The 15150-nt window shown below is 68.3% G+C and carries 18 protein-coding genes; 12 read left to right on the top strand and 6 right to left on the bottom strand.

Annotated features, from left to right (window positions below; translation table 11 throughout):
- The first annotated feature begins 14 nt into the window (after positions 1–14).
- The 9 genes from V7Q48_RS06905 (at position 15) to V7Q48_RS06945 (ending at position 7750) form a co-directional block, all read left to right on the top strand.
- Positions 15–533 (top strand): SspB family protein, encoded by a 519-nt coding sequence (locus V7Q48_RS06905; protein WP_333837086.1) that lies wholly within the window; start codon positions 15–17, stop codon positions 531–533.
- Positions 534–588: 55 nt separating this feature from the next.
- A complete protein-coding gene (locus tag V7Q48_RS06910; protein WP_333837088.1) occupies positions 589–1035 on the top strand; it encodes a hypothetical protein in 447 nt (148 codons plus the stop codon).
- 92 nt (positions 1036–1127) lie between these two features.
- Positions 1128–1811: a guanylate kinase gene (gene gmk / locus V7Q48_RS06915; protein ID WP_333837090.1), complete on the top strand. Its 684-nt coding sequence runs from the start codon at positions 1128–1130 to the stop codon at positions 1809–1811.
- 4 nt (positions 1812–1815) lie between these two features.
- Complete coding sequence (locus V7Q48_RS06920) at positions 1816–2724, top strand: metallophosphoesterase (protein ID WP_333837091.1); 909 nt, start codon at positions 1816–1818, stop codon at positions 2722–2724.
- A 183-nt stretch (positions 2725–2907) separates the two neighbouring features.
- Positions 2908–3996 (top strand): Zn-dependent alcohol dehydrogenase, encoded by a 1089-nt coding sequence (locus V7Q48_RS06925; protein WP_333837092.1) that lies wholly within the window; start codon positions 2908–2910, stop codon positions 3994–3996.
- A gap of 57 nt (positions 3997–4053) precedes the next feature.
- Positions 4054–4779, top strand: coding sequence for a 1-(5-phosphoribosyl)-5-[(5-phosphoribosylamino)methylideneamino]imidazole-4-carboxamide isomerase (gene hisA, locus V7Q48_RS06930; protein WP_333837093.1), 726 nt, complete (start codon positions 4054–4056; stop codon positions 4777–4779).
- A gap of 6 nt (positions 4780–4785) precedes the next feature.
- Positions 4786–5547, top strand: a complete 762-nt coding sequence (gene hisF, locus V7Q48_RS06935; protein ID WP_333837095.1) for an imidazole glycerol phosphate synthase subunit HisF — start codon at positions 4786–4788, stop codon at positions 5545–5547.
- 194 nt (positions 5548–5741) lie between these two features.
- The gene (gene ald / locus V7Q48_RS06940; protein ID WP_333837096.1) at positions 5742–6857 is read left to right on the top strand and encodes an alanine dehydrogenase; all 1116 of its coding nucleotides are present in this window, start codon (positions 5742–5744) and stop codon (positions 6855–6857) included.
- Between the two features lie 38 nt (positions 6858–6895).
- Positions 6896–7750 carry an XdhC family protein gene (locus V7Q48_RS06945; protein ID WP_333837097.1) on the top strand — a complete coding sequence of 285 codons (855 nt, stop codon included), beginning with the start codon at positions 6896–6898 and terminating at the stop codon, positions 7748–7750.
- A 6-nt stretch (positions 7751–7756) separates the two neighbouring features.
- Here V7Q48_RS06945 and V7Q48_RS06950 read toward each other — a convergent pair whose 3' ends face one another.
- Genes V7Q48_RS06950 through V7Q48_RS06970 form a run of 5 tightly spaced genes read right to left on the bottom strand, consistent with a single transcriptional unit; the run spans position 7757 to position 9874 of the window.
- Entirely contained in the window at positions 7757–8059 is a 303-nt protein-coding gene (locus V7Q48_RS06950) for a HigA family addiction module antitoxin (RefSeq protein ID WP_333837099.1), read from the bottom strand.
- Positions 8049–8339: a type II toxin-antitoxin system RelE/ParE family toxin gene (locus tag V7Q48_RS06955; protein WP_333837100.1), complete on the bottom strand. Its 291-nt coding sequence runs from the start codon at positions 8337–8339 to the stop codon at positions 8049–8051. The genes V7Q48_RS06950 and V7Q48_RS06955 overlap by 11 nt, the downstream gene beginning before the upstream one ends.
- 57 nt (positions 8340–8396) lie before the next feature.
- The gene (locus V7Q48_RS06960; RefSeq protein WP_333837101.1) at positions 8397–8744 is read right to left on the bottom strand and encodes a hypothetical protein; all 348 of its coding nucleotides are present in this window, start codon (positions 8742–8744) and stop codon (positions 8397–8399) included.
- A 51-nt stretch (positions 8745–8795) separates the two neighbouring features.
- Positions 8796–9380 (bottom strand): nucleotidyltransferase family protein, encoded by a 585-nt coding sequence (locus V7Q48_RS06965; protein ID WP_333837104.1) that lies wholly within the window; start codon positions 9378–9380, stop codon positions 8796–8798.
- On the bottom strand, positions 9377–9874 hold the full coding sequence (locus tag V7Q48_RS06970; protein ID WP_333837105.1) for an Lrp/AsnC family transcriptional regulator: 498 nt from the start codon (positions 9872–9874) through the stop codon (positions 9377–9379). Before V7Q48_RS06970 ends, V7Q48_RS06965 begins: the two co-directional genes overlap by 4 nt.
- 143 nt (positions 9875–10017) lie before the next feature.
- Here V7Q48_RS06970 and V7Q48_RS06975 point away from each other — a divergent pair, with 143 nt between their 5' ends.
- The 3 genes from V7Q48_RS06975 (at position 10018) to V7Q48_RS06985 (ending at position 13797) form a co-directional block, all read left to right on the top strand.
- The gene (locus tag V7Q48_RS06975) at positions 10018–11301 is read left to right on the top strand and encodes a thiamine pyrophosphate-dependent enzyme (protein ID WP_333837107.1); all 1284 of its coding nucleotides are present in this window, start codon (positions 10018–10020) and stop codon (positions 11299–11301) included.
- Between the two features lie 86 nt (positions 11302–11387).
- Positions 11388–12392, top strand: coding sequence for an alpha-ketoacid dehydrogenase subunit beta (locus tag V7Q48_RS06980; protein WP_333837128.1), 1005 nt, complete (start codon positions 11388–11390; stop codon positions 12390–12392).
- A 4-nt stretch (positions 12393–12396) separates the two neighbouring features.
- The gene (locus V7Q48_RS06985) at positions 12397–13797 is read left to right on the top strand and encodes a dihydrolipoamide acetyltransferase family protein (RefSeq protein WP_333837108.1); all 1401 of its coding nucleotides are present in this window, start codon (positions 12397–12399) and stop codon (positions 13795–13797) included.
- Positions 13798–13846: 49 nt separating this feature from the next.
- Here the strand turns inward: V7Q48_RS06985 and V7Q48_RS06990 are convergent.
- The coding region (locus V7Q48_RS06990) for an efflux transporter outer membrane subunit (protein WP_333837111.1) at positions 13847–15150 on the bottom strand (1304 nt) is incomplete at its 5' end.

A 15150-nucleotide genomic window follows, 5' to 3' on the forward strand; every position in this document is an offset into this window, starting at 1 on the left:
CAGGTGTTGAACCCATGACCGACGCCCCCGACAGCCTGATCCCCTATGACGAAATCGTGCAGGAGGCCCTGCGCGCGGTGGTAGGCCGCGTGCTTGGCCAGGTGGAGGCGTCCGGCGGCGTCCTGCCCGGCCCGCACCATTTCTACATCACCTTCCGCACCGGCGCGCCCGGCGTGATGATCCCCAACCGGTTGAAGGAACGCTTCCCGGACGAGATGACGATCGTGCTCCAGAACAAGTTCTGGGACCTCAAGGTCGAGGAAGACGGCTTCAGCGTCGGCCTGACCTTCAACCAGGTGCCGACCACGCTGGTCGTGCCGTTCCGCGCGATCACCGCCTTCGTCGATCCCGCGGTCGATTTCGGCCTGCAGTTCCAAGCCGCCGACGACCTCGAAGAAGCCGACGAGGCGGACATGCGCGACGATGCCGGCAACGATGTGTCGGGCAACGGGGAAACTTCCGGTCAGCCCGCCGTTGAGGGCAGCGATGACGGCTCGAACGTCGTCACGGTCGATTTCGGCCGCAAGAAGTAAACGCCTGCCGCCGCCGCCCGGCTTGCTGCAGGCCTTTGGCAACAGGGCAGTGAACATGGCGAAGAACTGGTTGGGCAAGAAGGCAAAGGACACCGACAAGCAGGAGGTGCGCCGCGCCGATGCCGGGCATCCGGCGCCCACCCCGTCACCCGCACCGGCGCCGGTCGAAGCGGGCGCAGAAGCGGCCGTGGCCAGCCCGCTGACCACCATGATCCTGACGGACATCGCCCTGCGCGCCGGAACCAAGCTGTTGCAGCGCGGCCCTACCGGGCGCGTCCTTGCCCGCGCCCTGCCGTTCGGCCGCGCCGCCAACACCGTCAAAGGACCCTCGCTTGCCGGCAGCCTTGTCGGGACCGCGCTCGCCAAGGTGGCGACGCGCTCGGTTCCCGGTGCGATCTTCGTTGGTGGCGGACTGATGGCCAAGGCGCTTTACGACCGGCGCAAGGCCAAGCGCATCCATGCCGAACTGCAGGGCAAGGTGCCCCCCAAGAAAGTCCGCTGACCGGCGCACCTGCGGGTTTTACATTTCGCATTTGCGAGAAAAGCGGCGCGCACGGGCTTGACCGCCCGCCCGGCCATGGGCCATCTGCGTTCATGGCCGACAGCGCACGTTCCTCCAGCGACCATCACGCCCTGGGCGTCCATGGCCCCGACGCCCTTCATCGCCGCGGGCTGATGCTGATTCTGTCCTCGCCCTCCGGGGCAGGAAAGACCACGATCGCGCGCCGGCTGCTCGAGCACGACGCCGAAATCGCGATGTCGGTATCGGTGACCACGCGGTCGCCGCGCCCCGGCGAGGTCGAGGGCAAGGACTATCACTTCGTCGACCGTGCCGAATTCGACCGCATGGTTGAGGACAACGAATTCTACGAATGGGCCGAAGTCTTCGGTCATTGCTACGGCACCCCCAAGGCGCAGATCCGGGCGCGCCTCAAGGAGGGTCTCGATACCCTGTTCGACATCGACTGGCAGGGCACGCAGCAGCTCTACCAGAAGGCCGAGGCGGACGTGGTCCGCGTCTTCATCCTGCCGCCCAGCATCGAGGAACTGCGCCGCCGCCTGACCGGGCGCGGCACTGACAGCGCCGAAGTGATCGCTGCGCGCATGGCCCGTGCACAGGCCGAGATCAGTCACTGGGACGGCTACGACTATGTCGTGGTCAACGACAACGTCGATGCCTGCTATGGCCAGATCTGCCAGATCCTCGCGGCCGAGCGTCTCAAGCGCGCCCGCCAGACCGGCCTGATCGGCTTCGTGCGCGAACTGACCCGCGGTTGACCCGATGAGCAGCGACCCCGGCATGGCCCCGCCGGGGCCGGCATCCTCCCCGCGCGCCTTTGGCCGCATGCTGCGCCGTGTGTTCCTCTGGCTCATGCTGGCAGGCGTCGTCGCGGCGCTGGGCTTCGCAGCCTGGGGCTATTGGGTCGAGACCTGGCCCCCGGTGGTGCGACGCGCCGTGGTCACGCTGCCGGCGCCCGAACTCGCCGGCAAGCGGGTCAGGCTCGCGCTGGCATCGGATATCCACGTCGGCAACCATGGCATGTCGCCGGCGCGGCTGGACCGCGTTGTCGACCAGATCATGGCCGAACACCCCGACGTGATCATGCTGGCAGGCGATTTCGTCAATGGCGAGAAGCCGGGCGACCCGGCCGTGCATATCGAGATGCTGACCGCGCCCTTGTCGCGGCTCCATGCGCCGCTTGGCGTCTTCGCGGTGCTCGGCAATCACGATGGCGATACCGATCCCGAAGGCGTGACGGCGGCACTGCAACAGGCCGGGATCACCGTGTTGCGCAACGAGGTGGCCAAGGCGGGTCCGCTCGTGCTGGCCGGCTACGATCGCTATACGCGGCATCGCAAGGCACCCAAATCGCTATTCAAACTGGCGCGTGCCGAGGGTGGTCCGATCATCGCCGTCGAGCATGCGCCCAACCTGGGGCGCAAGCTGCCGCCCGATGTGCCTGTCCTGCTCGCGGGGCATACGCATTGTGGACAGGTCAATCTGCCGGGGCTGTCGTCGTCGCACAGTTTCATCGACGGGCGCTCGCTCTACGATCCGGTGTTCCGCTGCGGGCTGGTCGACTGGCAGGGCCATGTCGTCGTCGTCACAGGCGGCGTCGGCTCGGGCTCGTTCCCGCTGCGCATCGGGACGCGACCCGATTTCTGGATGATAACCTTCACCGGGCGTTGACGCGCGGGCCGATTGCGAAAAAGGGACGGCACATGAGTGCGATGACAAAAAGTGGGAACCGGTTTTTGTCAAAAATCGCACGATCGCACATTTCTATAGAGTCATGGCGTTTCATCGAAACGCCATGACTCTATAGCCTTCGCCGGAAGGCCGCGACGCCGCGCACAGGGAGCCGATATCGCCATGAAGGCCGCCGTCCTCGAACAAGCGGGCCAGCCGCTCGTGATCGCCGATCTGGTGGTGGACCAGCCCGGTCCCCATGAAGTGCTCATCCGCACCGCGGCTTGCGGGCTGTGCCATTCGGACCTGCATTTCATCGACGGCTCGTATCGCACGCCCGTGCCGATCGTGCCGGGGCACGAGGCCGCCGGCGTGGTCGAGGCGGTGGGCAGCGAAGTGCGCCGGGTGCGCAAGGGCGATCCGGTCGTCACTTGCATTTCCGCGTTCTGCGGCACTTGCGAGTATTGCGTCACCGGGCGGCTCGCGCTGTGTTCAGGCGGCCCGACCCGCCGTGCGAAGGGCGCCGCCCCACGCCTTGCACGGCCCGACGGCACGCCGGTGCAGCAGATGCTCAATGTCTCGGGCCTCGCCGAGACGATGCTGGTCCACGAGAACGCCTGCGTCGCCATCCGCCCCGACATGCCGCTCGACCGCGCAGCGCTGCTCGGCTGCGCGGTGACGACGGGGGCGGGCGCGGTGTTCAACGCCTGCAAGCTGACGCCGGGAGAGACCGTGGCGGTGATCGGTTGCGGCGGTGTCGGCCTGTCGGCGATCAACGCCGCGCGGATCGCCGGCGCCGGGCGCATCCTTGCCGCCGATCCCTCGCCCGAGAAGCGTGCGCTGGCCGCGCGGCTGGGCGCGACCGACGTGATCGATCCGGCGGAGGATGGCGCGGCGGGCGCGATTGTCGAGATGACGCGCGGCGGCGTCGATCATGCGATCGAGGCGGTCGGGCAGGCCACATCGGCGCGGATGGCGGTCGGCGTGCTCAAGCGCGGCGGAACCGCCACGGTGCTGGGCATGTTGCCGCCCGATCAGCAGGTCGGCCTCTCGGCGATGGACCTGCTGCAGGGCAAGCGCGTGCAGGGCGCGTTGATGGGCATGAACCGCTTTCCGGTGGACCTGCCGCGGCTCGTCGACTTCTATCTGGCGGGTGTGCTTGATCTCGACGCGATGCTGACCGATCGCATCGCGCTGGACGAGGTCAACGCCGGTTTCGACCGGCTGCGCCAGGGCGAGGGGGCGCGTTCGGTGGTGGTCTTTCCAGGGTGAGGGGCGCTCGCGCAAAACCCGTTGGCCATCGGCCGAAGTGATGTTAGGCGCGCCGCCATGATCGTTTTTCCCGCCATCGACCTCAAGGGGGGTCAGGTCGTACGCCTTGCCGAAGGCGACATGGATCGCGCTACCGTCTACGGGGACGATCCCGCGCACCAGGCGATGCTGTTCGCCGAGGCGGGTTCGCAATATCTCCACGTCGTCGATCTCGACGGCGCCTTCGCCGGCGAGGCGCGCAACCGCGATGCGGTCGAGGGCATTCTCAAGGCATTCCCGGGCCACGTCCAGCTGGGCGGCGGCATCCGCAGCGCGGTGGCGGTCGACGGCTGGTTCGATCTCGGCGTGTCGCGCGTGGTGATCGGCACCGCCGCGCTCAAGAACCCCGACTTCGTCAAGGACATGGCGCGCGCCTATCCCGGCGGCATCGTCGTCGCGGTCGACGCGCGCGATGGCATGGTCGCGACCGAGGGCTGGGCCGATGTCTCCGACGTCTCGATCACCGACATGGCGCGCCGCTTCGAGGATGCCGGCGTCGCCTCGCTGCTGTTTACCGACGTGGGCCGCGACGGGTTGCTCAAGGGCTGCAACATCGAGGCGACGGTCGATCTCGCCCGCGCCACGCGCCTGCCGGTGATTGCCAGCGGCGGGGTCAAGGGCGTGGACGATATCGCCATGCTCAAGGTGCACGAAGCCGACGGAATCGAGGGCGTGATCACCGGCCGCGCGCTCTACGACGGGCGGCTCGATCTCGGTGCGGCGATCCGCATCGCGCAAGGCTGATCCGCCATGACCGTCCGCGTCCGCGTCATCCCCTGCCTCGACGTGGCCGAGGGCCGCGTGGTCAAGGGCGTCAACTTCGTCGATTTGCGCGATGCCGGCGACCCGGTCGAACAGGCGCGCGCCTATGACGCCGCCGGCGCGGACGAGCTGTGCTTCCTCGACATTTCCGCCACGCACGAGGGGCGCGGCACGCTGCTCGACGTCGTCGCGCGTACCGCCGAGGTCTGCTTCATGCCCTTGACGGTGGGCGGCGGGGTCCGCGCGGTTGAGGATGCTCGCGCGCTGCTGCTGGCCGGCGCAGACAAGGTCGCGGTGAACAGCGCCGCCGTCGCCCGCCCCGAACTGGTGCGCGAGATCGCCGAGAAGTTCGGCGCGCAATGCGTGGTCGGCTCGGTGGATGCGCGGCGCACCGGGCCGGGCCGCTGGGAAATCTTCACGCACGGCGGCCGCAAGCCGACGGGTATCGACGCGCTGGCCCATGCCGAGCGGCTGGCCCAGTTGGGTGCGGGCGAATTGCTTGTCACGTCGATGGACGGAGACGGCACGCGCAATGGCTATGACCTCGAACTGACCCGTGCCATTGCCGATGCGGTTCCGGTGCCGGTGATCGCCAGCGGCGGGGTGGGCAGCCTCGACCATCTGGTCGCCGGTGTCGTCGAGGGCCATGCCAGCGCCGTCCTCGCCGCCTCGATCTTCCACTTCGGCACACATTCGATCGCCGAGGCCCATGCTGCCCTGCGCGCCGCCGGGCTGCCGGCGCGGGGCTGATGCGCGGCGAGCGCTGGCGGGACAAGATTTGACATAAGTCTGCCACGCGACAGGAATTTGCGCCACAGCCAGCCAATGGTCGGAAATTTCCCGTTCGGGGCGGTTCAGGCTGCGGACTTAGGGAAGAACCGCTGGTCGATTTGGCGTATCCTGCTCCCATAGGCCGAAAACTGGTCGCAACGGGAGTTCATGTCATGATCGTCGGCACCGTCAAGGAAATCAAGAATCACGAATATCGCGTCGGCCTGACGCCCGAGAGCGCGCACGAGCTTGTCGCGCATGGTCACACCGTGCTGGTCCAGACCGGCGCCGGCGCCGGGATCGGCGCTGCCGACGACGCCTATGTCGCAGCCGGTGCCGAGATCGTCATGTCCGCCGCCGAAGTCTTCGCGCGCGCCGAGATGGTCGTGAAGGTCAAGGAACCGCAGGCGGGCGAGCGTGCCATGCTGCGCGAAGGCCAGATCCTCTACACCTACCTGCATCTGGCTCCCGATCCGGAGCAGACCGCCGATCTCGTCAAGTCGGGCGCGGTGTGCATCGCTTACGAGACCGTGACCGACGCCGGGGGCGGCCTGCCGCTGCTCAAGCCGATGAGCCAGGTTGCCGGACGCATGGCGATCCAGGCCGGCGCCACCGCGCTGGAAAAGGCGCATGGCGGCCGCGGCGTGCTGCTCGGCGGCGTGCCGGGCGTGATGCCGGCCAAGGTCGTGGTGATCGGCGGCGGCGTGGTCGGCTTCAACGCCGCGCAAATGGCGACGGGCCTGGGCGCCGACGTCACGATCATCGACCGCAGCCCCGAAGTGCTCGAGAAGCTGGCGACCCATTTCGAAAGCCGCGCCAAGACTCTCTATGCCGGCAAGGCCAATATCGCCGCCGCCGTTGCCGAGGCCGATCTGGTGATCGGTGCCGTGCTGGTGCCGGGCGCGGCCGCGCCCAAGCTGGTCACGCGTGCAATGCTCTCGACCATGCAGCCCGGTGCGGTGCTGGTGGACGTTGCGATCGACCAGGGCGGCTGCTTCGAGACCAGCCATGCGACGACTCATGCCGAACCGACCTATGTGGTCGACGGCGTGGTCCACTACTGCGTCGCCAACATGCCGGGCGGCGTGGCGCGCACCAGCACCTATGCGCTGAACAACGTGACGCTGCCGCACGCGCTGGCGATCGCCAACCTCGGCTGGAAGGCCGCGCTCACGCGCAATCCGCACCTCGCCAACGGCCTCAACGTAGCCTTTGGTAGGGTCACCTACGAAGCCGTGGCGAAGGACCTCGGCTATGACTATATCCCGGCAGCCGACCTGATCGGCTGACTGGGCGCCCGCGCCCCTGCCTCGCGCGAAAGGATGCCATGATCCATACCGACCACATCGCCCTGCGCGCCGCTGCCGAGGCCGGGCGGGGGCTTTGCACCGTGGTCGGGATCGATGGCAGCTTTTCGCGCCGGGTGGGCGCGCAGATGGCGGCAGCTGGCGACAGCGTGGCGGGGAGCCTCGCCGACGTCTGCCTCGAACGTCAGCTGGCCGGCGATCTTGCGGCGATGGGGGCAGGGACTGCGCCGCAGCTGCAGCGCTATGGCCGGGGCTCGCCGATCATCGATTTTCGCCTGCCCTGCGGCGGCGGGCTCGACATCCTGCTCGATTCCGCGCCCGACCGTGTCGCCATTGCCGAAGCGGTCGCCGCACTCGACGCCCGCCAGCCGGCCTCGCTCGCCCTGCCGGTCCCGGCCGAGGCGCCGCCGCATCTGCTGCGCGAGCGGCACTATATTCCGCCGCTGTCGCTGGTGCTGTTTGGCGAGGGCATCGAGCTGACGGCGGTTGCGGACCTCGCGCGTACCATGGGCATCGCCACGCAGGTCCGTTCCAAGGACGAGGCTAGCGGGCTTGCACTCGGCCGCGCGCCGACCGGTCTGGCGGCCGACCCATGGACAGCGGTGCTGCTTCTGTTCCACGATCACGAGTGGGAGCGCACGCTGCTGCAATGGGCGCTCGACACACCGGCGTTTTACATCGGCGCGCAGGGCGGGATGCGCGCGCGCATGGCCCGGCTCGACGATCTGGCGCGCAGCGGCGTCAACGAAAGCCAGCTGGTGCGCATCGTCAGCCCCATCGGCCTGATCCCGCGCACGCGCGAGCCGGGCGTGCTGGCGCTGTCGGCCCTCGCCGAAATCATGGCCCGCTACGAGGCGCTGCACCCGCTGGGGTAAGCGCGGTCAGGCGGCATCCGCGAATCGCGAAACCTTGATGTCGGCTTCCTGTGCGCGGGCTTGCGCGAGATCGTAAGCGGTCTGCATGCGCAGCAGCGTATCGGCCTTGACGCCAAAAGCCTTTTCGAACCGGATTGCCATGTCTGCCGATAGACTGGCGCGCGCATTGAGCAAGGTGCTCAATGCCTGGCGCGACACACCGATATGCCTGGCCAGCGTGGTCACGTTCGCGCCCGAAGGTTCGACGATTTCGGTCTTCAGCCAGTCGCCGACATGGATGGCGAGCGACCGATGCATCTCAAGCGCCATGGTAATCCTCCAGGTTCAGGTCGGCCAATGCGCCGCTGGCCGTGACCACGAATGTCAGGCGCCAATTTCGCGTAACGGTCATGGCCCAAGTGCCTTTTCGATCGCCGGTCAGCGGATGCAGGCCGAAGTTTGGCGGCGCTGCCAGTTCATCGAATGTCTTCGCCGCGTCGATGAACACCAGCATCTTGCGAAGCCGCTGGACATCACCAACCAGCCCGCGCGCATCGCCAGTGAGGAAATACCGGCGCAAGCCCTTGTGTGCGATGCTGTCTATTTCCACCCGAACAGTGTCGCGTGAAAGCGGCGATTTGTCAAGTGTCGCTTGACGCTTGACGGTCTAACGCTTCTTCTTCCCCAAGGGCGCGGTGAAGTCCGGGTCCTTGTTGGCCACCCAGTCGACGAACTTGCGCACCGCAGGGTCGGCCAGCAGCACGTCGGCGTCCATGCCGGCACGCTGCAACTCGGCGTTGGTGAATTGCGTGATGAGCATCTGCTGGCAGATCGGGTGCATCGGCACGACATCGCGTCCGCCGCGGCTCTTGGGCACGGGATGGTGCCAGACCACGCTGCTGCCCGTCGGTCGGCCGCAGAGCCAGCACGGCACCGGCGGCGGGGCTGCCTCGTCCTCGGGCTCTTCGCGCATCCAGTCGGACTGGCGTTCGTGCTTGGAATACTTGCGGGCCATGGTCTGCGCGGTCTCGGTGAGGGTGTGGACGTGGGTGTGGATGGGGTCGCCCTATAGAGGCTTGGTGGTCGATTGCCACAGCCATGCCTCAGCCCGCGCCAGATCTTCCGGGCGATCGACATCGAGCGCATGTTCGGGGGCGAGCGGCACGAAGGGCGCATCGCGCAACAGGGCACCGGCGCCGCGATCGCCTTGCAAGGCCTGAAGGGCGGGAAAGTGGTGTGCGCCCAGCAGCGCCGGTGGCATCGTCTGGTCGCCGCAGCGGCTGGCCAGCCGGTCTCCGTCGAACGCGGCGAGGAGTGTGGCGAAGTGGTCGGGCGGCACCAGCGGCATGTCGGCCAGCGCGATCAGCGCGGCATCGACGCCCTGCAGCGCGCCGATCCCCAGCGTCAGCGAGGCCGATTGCGGCGCACCCGGCGGGTCGAGCGCCAGCCGCGTGAAGCCGGGCAGGTCGGGTACGTCGGCCGCCGCCACCATCACGCGCTGCGCCAGTACCAGCCCGGCGGTGGCCGCCGCGACATGGGCGATGACGGGCATCCCGGCCAGCTCGGCCGCCAGCTTGCCCCCGCCGAAACGGGTGCCGCGTCCGCCCGCCAGCAGGACGAGGCCGATGCGGCGTTGCGCCTTTATGCTCATCGCGCGCGCCGGATGCGGCTCTCGCTGATGAGCGGGGCCGGGCGGTTGATGAAGGTCTTGAGCGCGAAGCTGCTTTGCACATGGGCGACGCCCGCGATCTGCGTCAGCTTTTCCAGCAGCTCGCGGTAATGATCGAGATCGCGCACCACGCAGCGCAGCAGGAAGTCCGATCCGCCCGACATCAGGAACCCGCTCATGATCTCGGGCAGTTCGGCCACCTGCGTCTCGAAGCTGTCGAGCGCCTCGCGCTGCTGGCGTTCGAGCGTGACGGAAATGAACACGCTCATCTTGCCTGCCAGCGCGCGCTCGTCGAGCCGGGCGAAATAGCCGGTGATGAGGCCGGCGGCCTCGAGCTGGCGGACGCGGCGGATCGTCGGGGTCAGCGACAGGCCGATTTCCTCGGCAAGGTCGCGCCATGACATGCGCCCGTCGCGCGTCAGGCATTGCAGGATGCGGATGTCCCAGGAGTCGAGTTCGGGCGGAGTGTCGGCCATGAAGCGCGTTTGCACCAAGCGATGCGGTTTGGATAGGGCAAAGCGGTTTTCCTGCGCGTTCCGACGCTCGAGATTGGCAACCCTTTCCAGCGGTTCCGCGTTATCCTGCCAGCGAACGCGGCGACACGAGAGGAAGCCCACCGATGGCCACCACAGCCAACCAGCAGCCCCTGGCGCTGCACGTGCCAGAGCCCAAGGCACGCCCCGGCGCGACGCCCGACTGGACCGGGGTCAGCCTCCCCGCCGCCGGCGCCCAGCCCCGGCCCGACGAGGCCTGCGAGGCGCGCGAGACCTGGCCGCTGTGCACCGACCTGATCCGCGTGCTCGATTTCGACGGCGCGGCGCAAGGGCCGTGGAACCCGCGCCTCGACGCCGATACGCTGCGCCGGATGCTGCGCAACATGGCGCTGACCCGCGCCTTCGACGAGCGCATGTTCCGTGGCCAGCGCCAGGGCAAGACCAGCTTCTACATGAAGTGCACTGGCGAGGAGGCGACCTCGGTTGCCCCGGCCATGGCGCTGGCGGCCGACGACATGGTGTTCCCGAGCTATCGCCAGCAGGGCATCCTGTTGACGCGCGGCTATCCGCTGGTGGAGATGATCAACCAGATCTACTCGAACAAGGGCGACAAGCTGAAGGGTCGCCAGCTGCCGATCATGTATTCGGCACGCGACTTCGGCTTCTTCTCGATCTCGGGCAACCTCGCCACGCAGTTGCCGCAGGCGGTGGGCTGGGCCATGGCCTCGGCAATCAAGGGCGACACGCGCATCGCAGCGGCCTGGGTGGGCGAGGGCTCCACCGCCGAGGGCGACTTCCACTCGGCCATGACCTTCGCGACTGTCTATAACGCGCCGGTCGTGCTGAACGTGGTCAACAACCAGTGGGCGATCTCGAGCTTCTCGGGGTTTGCCGGGGCCGAGCGCCAGACCTTTGCCGCGCGCGCGGTGGGCCACGGCATCGCCGGCCTGCGCGTCGATGGCAACGATCCGCTGGCGGTCTATGCCGCCACCCGCTGGGCCGCCAACCGCGCGCGCAGCAATGCCGGGCCGACGCTGATCGAGCACTTCACTTATCGCTCCGAGGGGCATTCGACCTCGGACGATCCGGCGCAGTACCGCTCGGCCGAGGAGCGCGTTTCGTGGCCGCTCGGCGATCCGATCGCGCGGCTCAAGCAGCACCTGATCGCGCTGGGCGAATGGGACGACGAGCGCCACGCGGCGATGGACCTCGAACTGGCCGAGGAGGTCAAGGCCGCGACCCGTGCGGCCGAGGCCAACGGTGTGCTGGGCCACGGCCTTCACCACCCGTTCCGCACGATGTTCGAGGACGTGTTCGAGACGCTGCCCTGGCATCTCAAGGAACAGAGCGAACAGGCCATGGCGGAACGCCGGATCAAATGGCCCGAATGGCGCGAGGACGAAGCATGAGCGCGGACCAGATCATGAGCGAGACCCCCGGCGCCGAAACCGGCCCGAGCGCAGCAGCAAGTGGCGAGGCGCCCGCCAGCCGGCGCATGACGATGATCGAGGCGATCAACGACGCGCTCGACGTCATGATGGAGCGCGACCCGAACGTCGTTGTCATGGGCGAGGACGTCGGCTTCTTCGGCGGCGTGTTCCGCGCCACAGCCGGCCTCCAGAAGAAGTACGGCAAGACGCGGGTGTTCGACACGCCGATCAGCGAGTGCGGGATCATCGGCGTGGCGGTGGGCATGGGCGCCTACGGCCTGCGCCCGGTGCCCGAAATCCAGTTCGCGGATTACATCTATCCCGGCCTCGACCAGCTGGTCTCCGAGGCCGCACGCCTGCGCTATCGTTCGGCGGGTGAGTTCACCGCGCCGATGACCGTGCGCTCGCCGTTCGGCGGCGGCATCTTTGGTGGGCAGACTCACAGCCAGAGCCCGGAGGCGCTGTTCACGCACGTCGCCGGCCTCAAGACGGTGATCCCCGCGACGCCGCACGATGCCAAGGGCCTGCTGATCGCGGCGATCGAGGACAATGACCCGGTCATCTTCTTCGAGCCCAAGCGCATCTACAACGGCCCGTTCACCGGCGCTTACGACCGCCCGGTCGAGCCGTGGAGCCGCCATCTCGACAGCGAAGTGCCCGCCGGCCACTATACCGTGCCGCTGGGCAAGGCGCGCATCGTCCAGGAGGGCGAGGCGCTGACCGTGCTGGCCTATGGCACGATGGTCCATGTCGCGCACGCGGTGTGCCGCGAGAAGGGCGTCGATGCCGAGGTAATCGACCTGCGCTCGCTCGTCCCGCTCGACATCGCGACGATCCGCGCCTCGGTCGAGAAGACCGGCCGCTGCCTCATCGTCCACGAGGCGACCCGCACCGGCGGCTTCGGCGCGGAGCTTTCCGCCCTGGTGCAGGAGCATTGCTTCCACCACCTCGAGGCGCCGGTCGAGCGCGTCACCGGCTTCGACACGCCCTATCCGCACAGCCTCGAGTGGGCTTACTTCCCCGGCCCGGTGCGCATCGGCCAGGCTCTCGACCGACTTCTGAAGGACTGATCCCATGGCGACATTTACCTTCCGCCTGCCCGACATCGGCGAAGGCATTGCCGAGGCCGAGATCGTTACCTGGCACGTGAAGCCCGGCGACATGGTGGCCGAGGATGGCCCGCTGGCCGACATGATGACCGACAAGGCGACCGTCGAGATGGAAAGCCCGGTCGCCGGCCGCGTGGTGTCGGTGGCGGGCGAGGTCGGCGACATGATCGCGATTGGCTCGGTGCTCGTGGAGATCGAGATCGAGGGTGAAGCTGTTTCGACAAGCTCGGCCCAAACCGATGTAGTGACCGAAGCTACCCCCGTTCGCGCTGAGCCTGTCGAAGGGCCGAGCGCCGCGCATGCCGGCGGGGGGGCTTCGACAAGCTCAGCCCGACCGGATGGGGACACCGAAGCTACACCCGTTCGCCCTGAGCCTGTCGAAGGGCCGGGCGCTGCGCATGCCGGCGGGGGGGCTTCGACAAGCTCAGCCCGAACGGATGGGAACACCGAAACCACCCCCGTTCGCCCTGAGCCTGTCGAAGGGCCAAGCACCACCCCCGCCGCCAAGGTGCTTGCCAGCCCCGCGGTGCGCCAGCGCGCCAAGGATCTGGGGATCGACCTTGGGCAGGTCCGCCCCTCGCAGGACGGGCGCGTGCGCCATGGCGATCTCGACCAATTCCTCGCCTACAATCGCGCCTATGCCGGTGCAGCCGCGCCGCGTGGTGACGAGCAAGTTCGCGTGGTCGGCCTGCGCCGCCGCATCGCCGAGAACATGGCCGCGTCCAAGCGTGCGATCCCGCATTTCTCCTATGTCGAGGAATGCGACGTCACTGCGCTCGAGGAATTGCGTACCCAGCTCAATGCCGCCGGCCTGGACCGTCCGCGCCTGACGATGCTGCCGCTGCTGATCGTGGCGCTGTGCCGGACGCTGCCGCAGTTCCCGATGATCAACGCGCGCTACGACGACGAGGCCGGGGTGGTGACGCGCCATGGTGCCGTGCATCTGGGCATGGCGACGCAGACGCCGGCCGGGCTGATGGTGCCGGTGATCCGCAATGCGCAGGATCGCAATCCCTGGCAACTGGCGCAGGAAATCGCCCGCCTCGCCGAGGCCGCGCGAAACGGCACGGCACGCAGCGACGAGCTGTCGGGCTCCACCTTCACGATCACCTCGCTCGGCCCGCTGGGCGGCGTGGCGACGACGCCGGTCATCAACCGCCCCGAAGTGGCGATCATCGGGCCGAACCGCATCGTCGAGCGGCCGATGTTCGTGTCCGACGGCATGGGCGGCGAACGCATCGCCAAGCGCAAGCTGATGAACCTGTCGATCAGCTGCGACCATCGGGTGGTCGACGGCTGGGATGCCGCGAGCTTCGTGCAGGCGGTGAAGAAGCTGATCGAGACACCGGCGCTTTTGCTGGCTTAAAGTAATACCCCTCCACCGCCCGCATGGCGGGTGGTGGAGGGGCAAACCCCTACCAACCGCCGCCCAGCGCCAGAAACAGCGTGATCTGGTCGTTGGCGATCTCGTGCTGCGAATTGAGCACCGCGGCTTCGGCACCGATCACGCCCTGCTGGCCACCCAGGTCGACCACGACCGCAGCACGGCCCGCCTCGCGCAGGCGGCGATTCTGGTCCGCGATCGTCCGCGCCGCCTTGAGCGCGTCTTCGAGCGCGAGGTGGCGATCATGCTCCTCGGCGTAAGAAGCAAGCGCAGTCTCGGTTTCGCGCAGGGCGCCCAGTACAGTGCCATCAAATCGCGCGAGTGCGGCATCGGCGGCGGCATCGGCGCCGCGCACGCGGGCGCGCGACCCGGCGTTGGGGATGGTCCAGTGCAGCAGACCGCCGATCGACCAGCGATTGGCGGCAGGCAGGCCGAGGTCCTTGAGGAATCCGGTCGAGCCACCCGACAGCCCGATCCCGATCGAGGGATAGAGGTCGGCGGTCGCCACGCCGATCCGCGCCGTGGCGCCCGCCAGTTCCCGTTCGGCGGCGCGGATGTCGGGCCGCCGCTTGAGCAGGGCGGCGCCATCGCCCACCGGAAGCGCAGTTTTCAGCTGCGGTACGGCGCGGCAGGCTTCGGCCTCGCGCGGGTAGTCGGCCGGGACCTTGCCGGTCAGCGCGGCCAGGCGATAGAGCGAGGCGCGCGCCGCGGCACGATAGCTTGGCAGCAGCGCCTGCGCCTGCGCCAGTCGGGCCTCGGCGGCGGTGACATCGGGGGCGGCGCTGCGGCCCGCGCTGACCAGCCGGCGGTTGATCGACACGAGATTGCCCTGCAGCGTGATCGCCCGGTTGGCGAAGTCCTCGGCGGCATGGGCGGCACAGACGCCGACATAGGCCCGCGCCACGTCGGCGGCGACGGTGACCTGCACGGCATCGCGCGTCGCGGCGACGCTGGCTTCATCGGCACGCGCGGCTTCGACCGACCGGCGGATCTTGCCGAAAAGGTCGATCTGGTAGCTCATCTGCGCACCGACATCACCGATGTCCGCCACCGGCAACTGTTCGGGCTGCAGGTATTGTTCGCCCGACAATCGTGCATGTTGAGCGCCGGCAGAAATGGCGAAGTCCGGCTCCTTGGCGCCTTCGGCGGCGGCCGTCACAGCGCGGGCGCGGGCAAGGTTGGCCAAGGCTACGCGCAAGTCGGTATTGGCCGCCAGCGCCTGTTCCTCGAGCGTGTCGAGCACGGGGTCGTCGTAGAGGTGCCACCAGCGCGGCTGCAGGGGATCAGTGGTGGTCAGCGCGGGCGGGGCCGACTGGAACGCGCCATTGGCGGCCG

It is taken from the genome of Novosphingobium sp. (genome assembly GCF_036803765.1).
Classification (GTDB): domain Bacteria; phylum Pseudomonadota; class Alphaproteobacteria; order Sphingomonadales; family Sphingomonadaceae; genus Novosphingobium.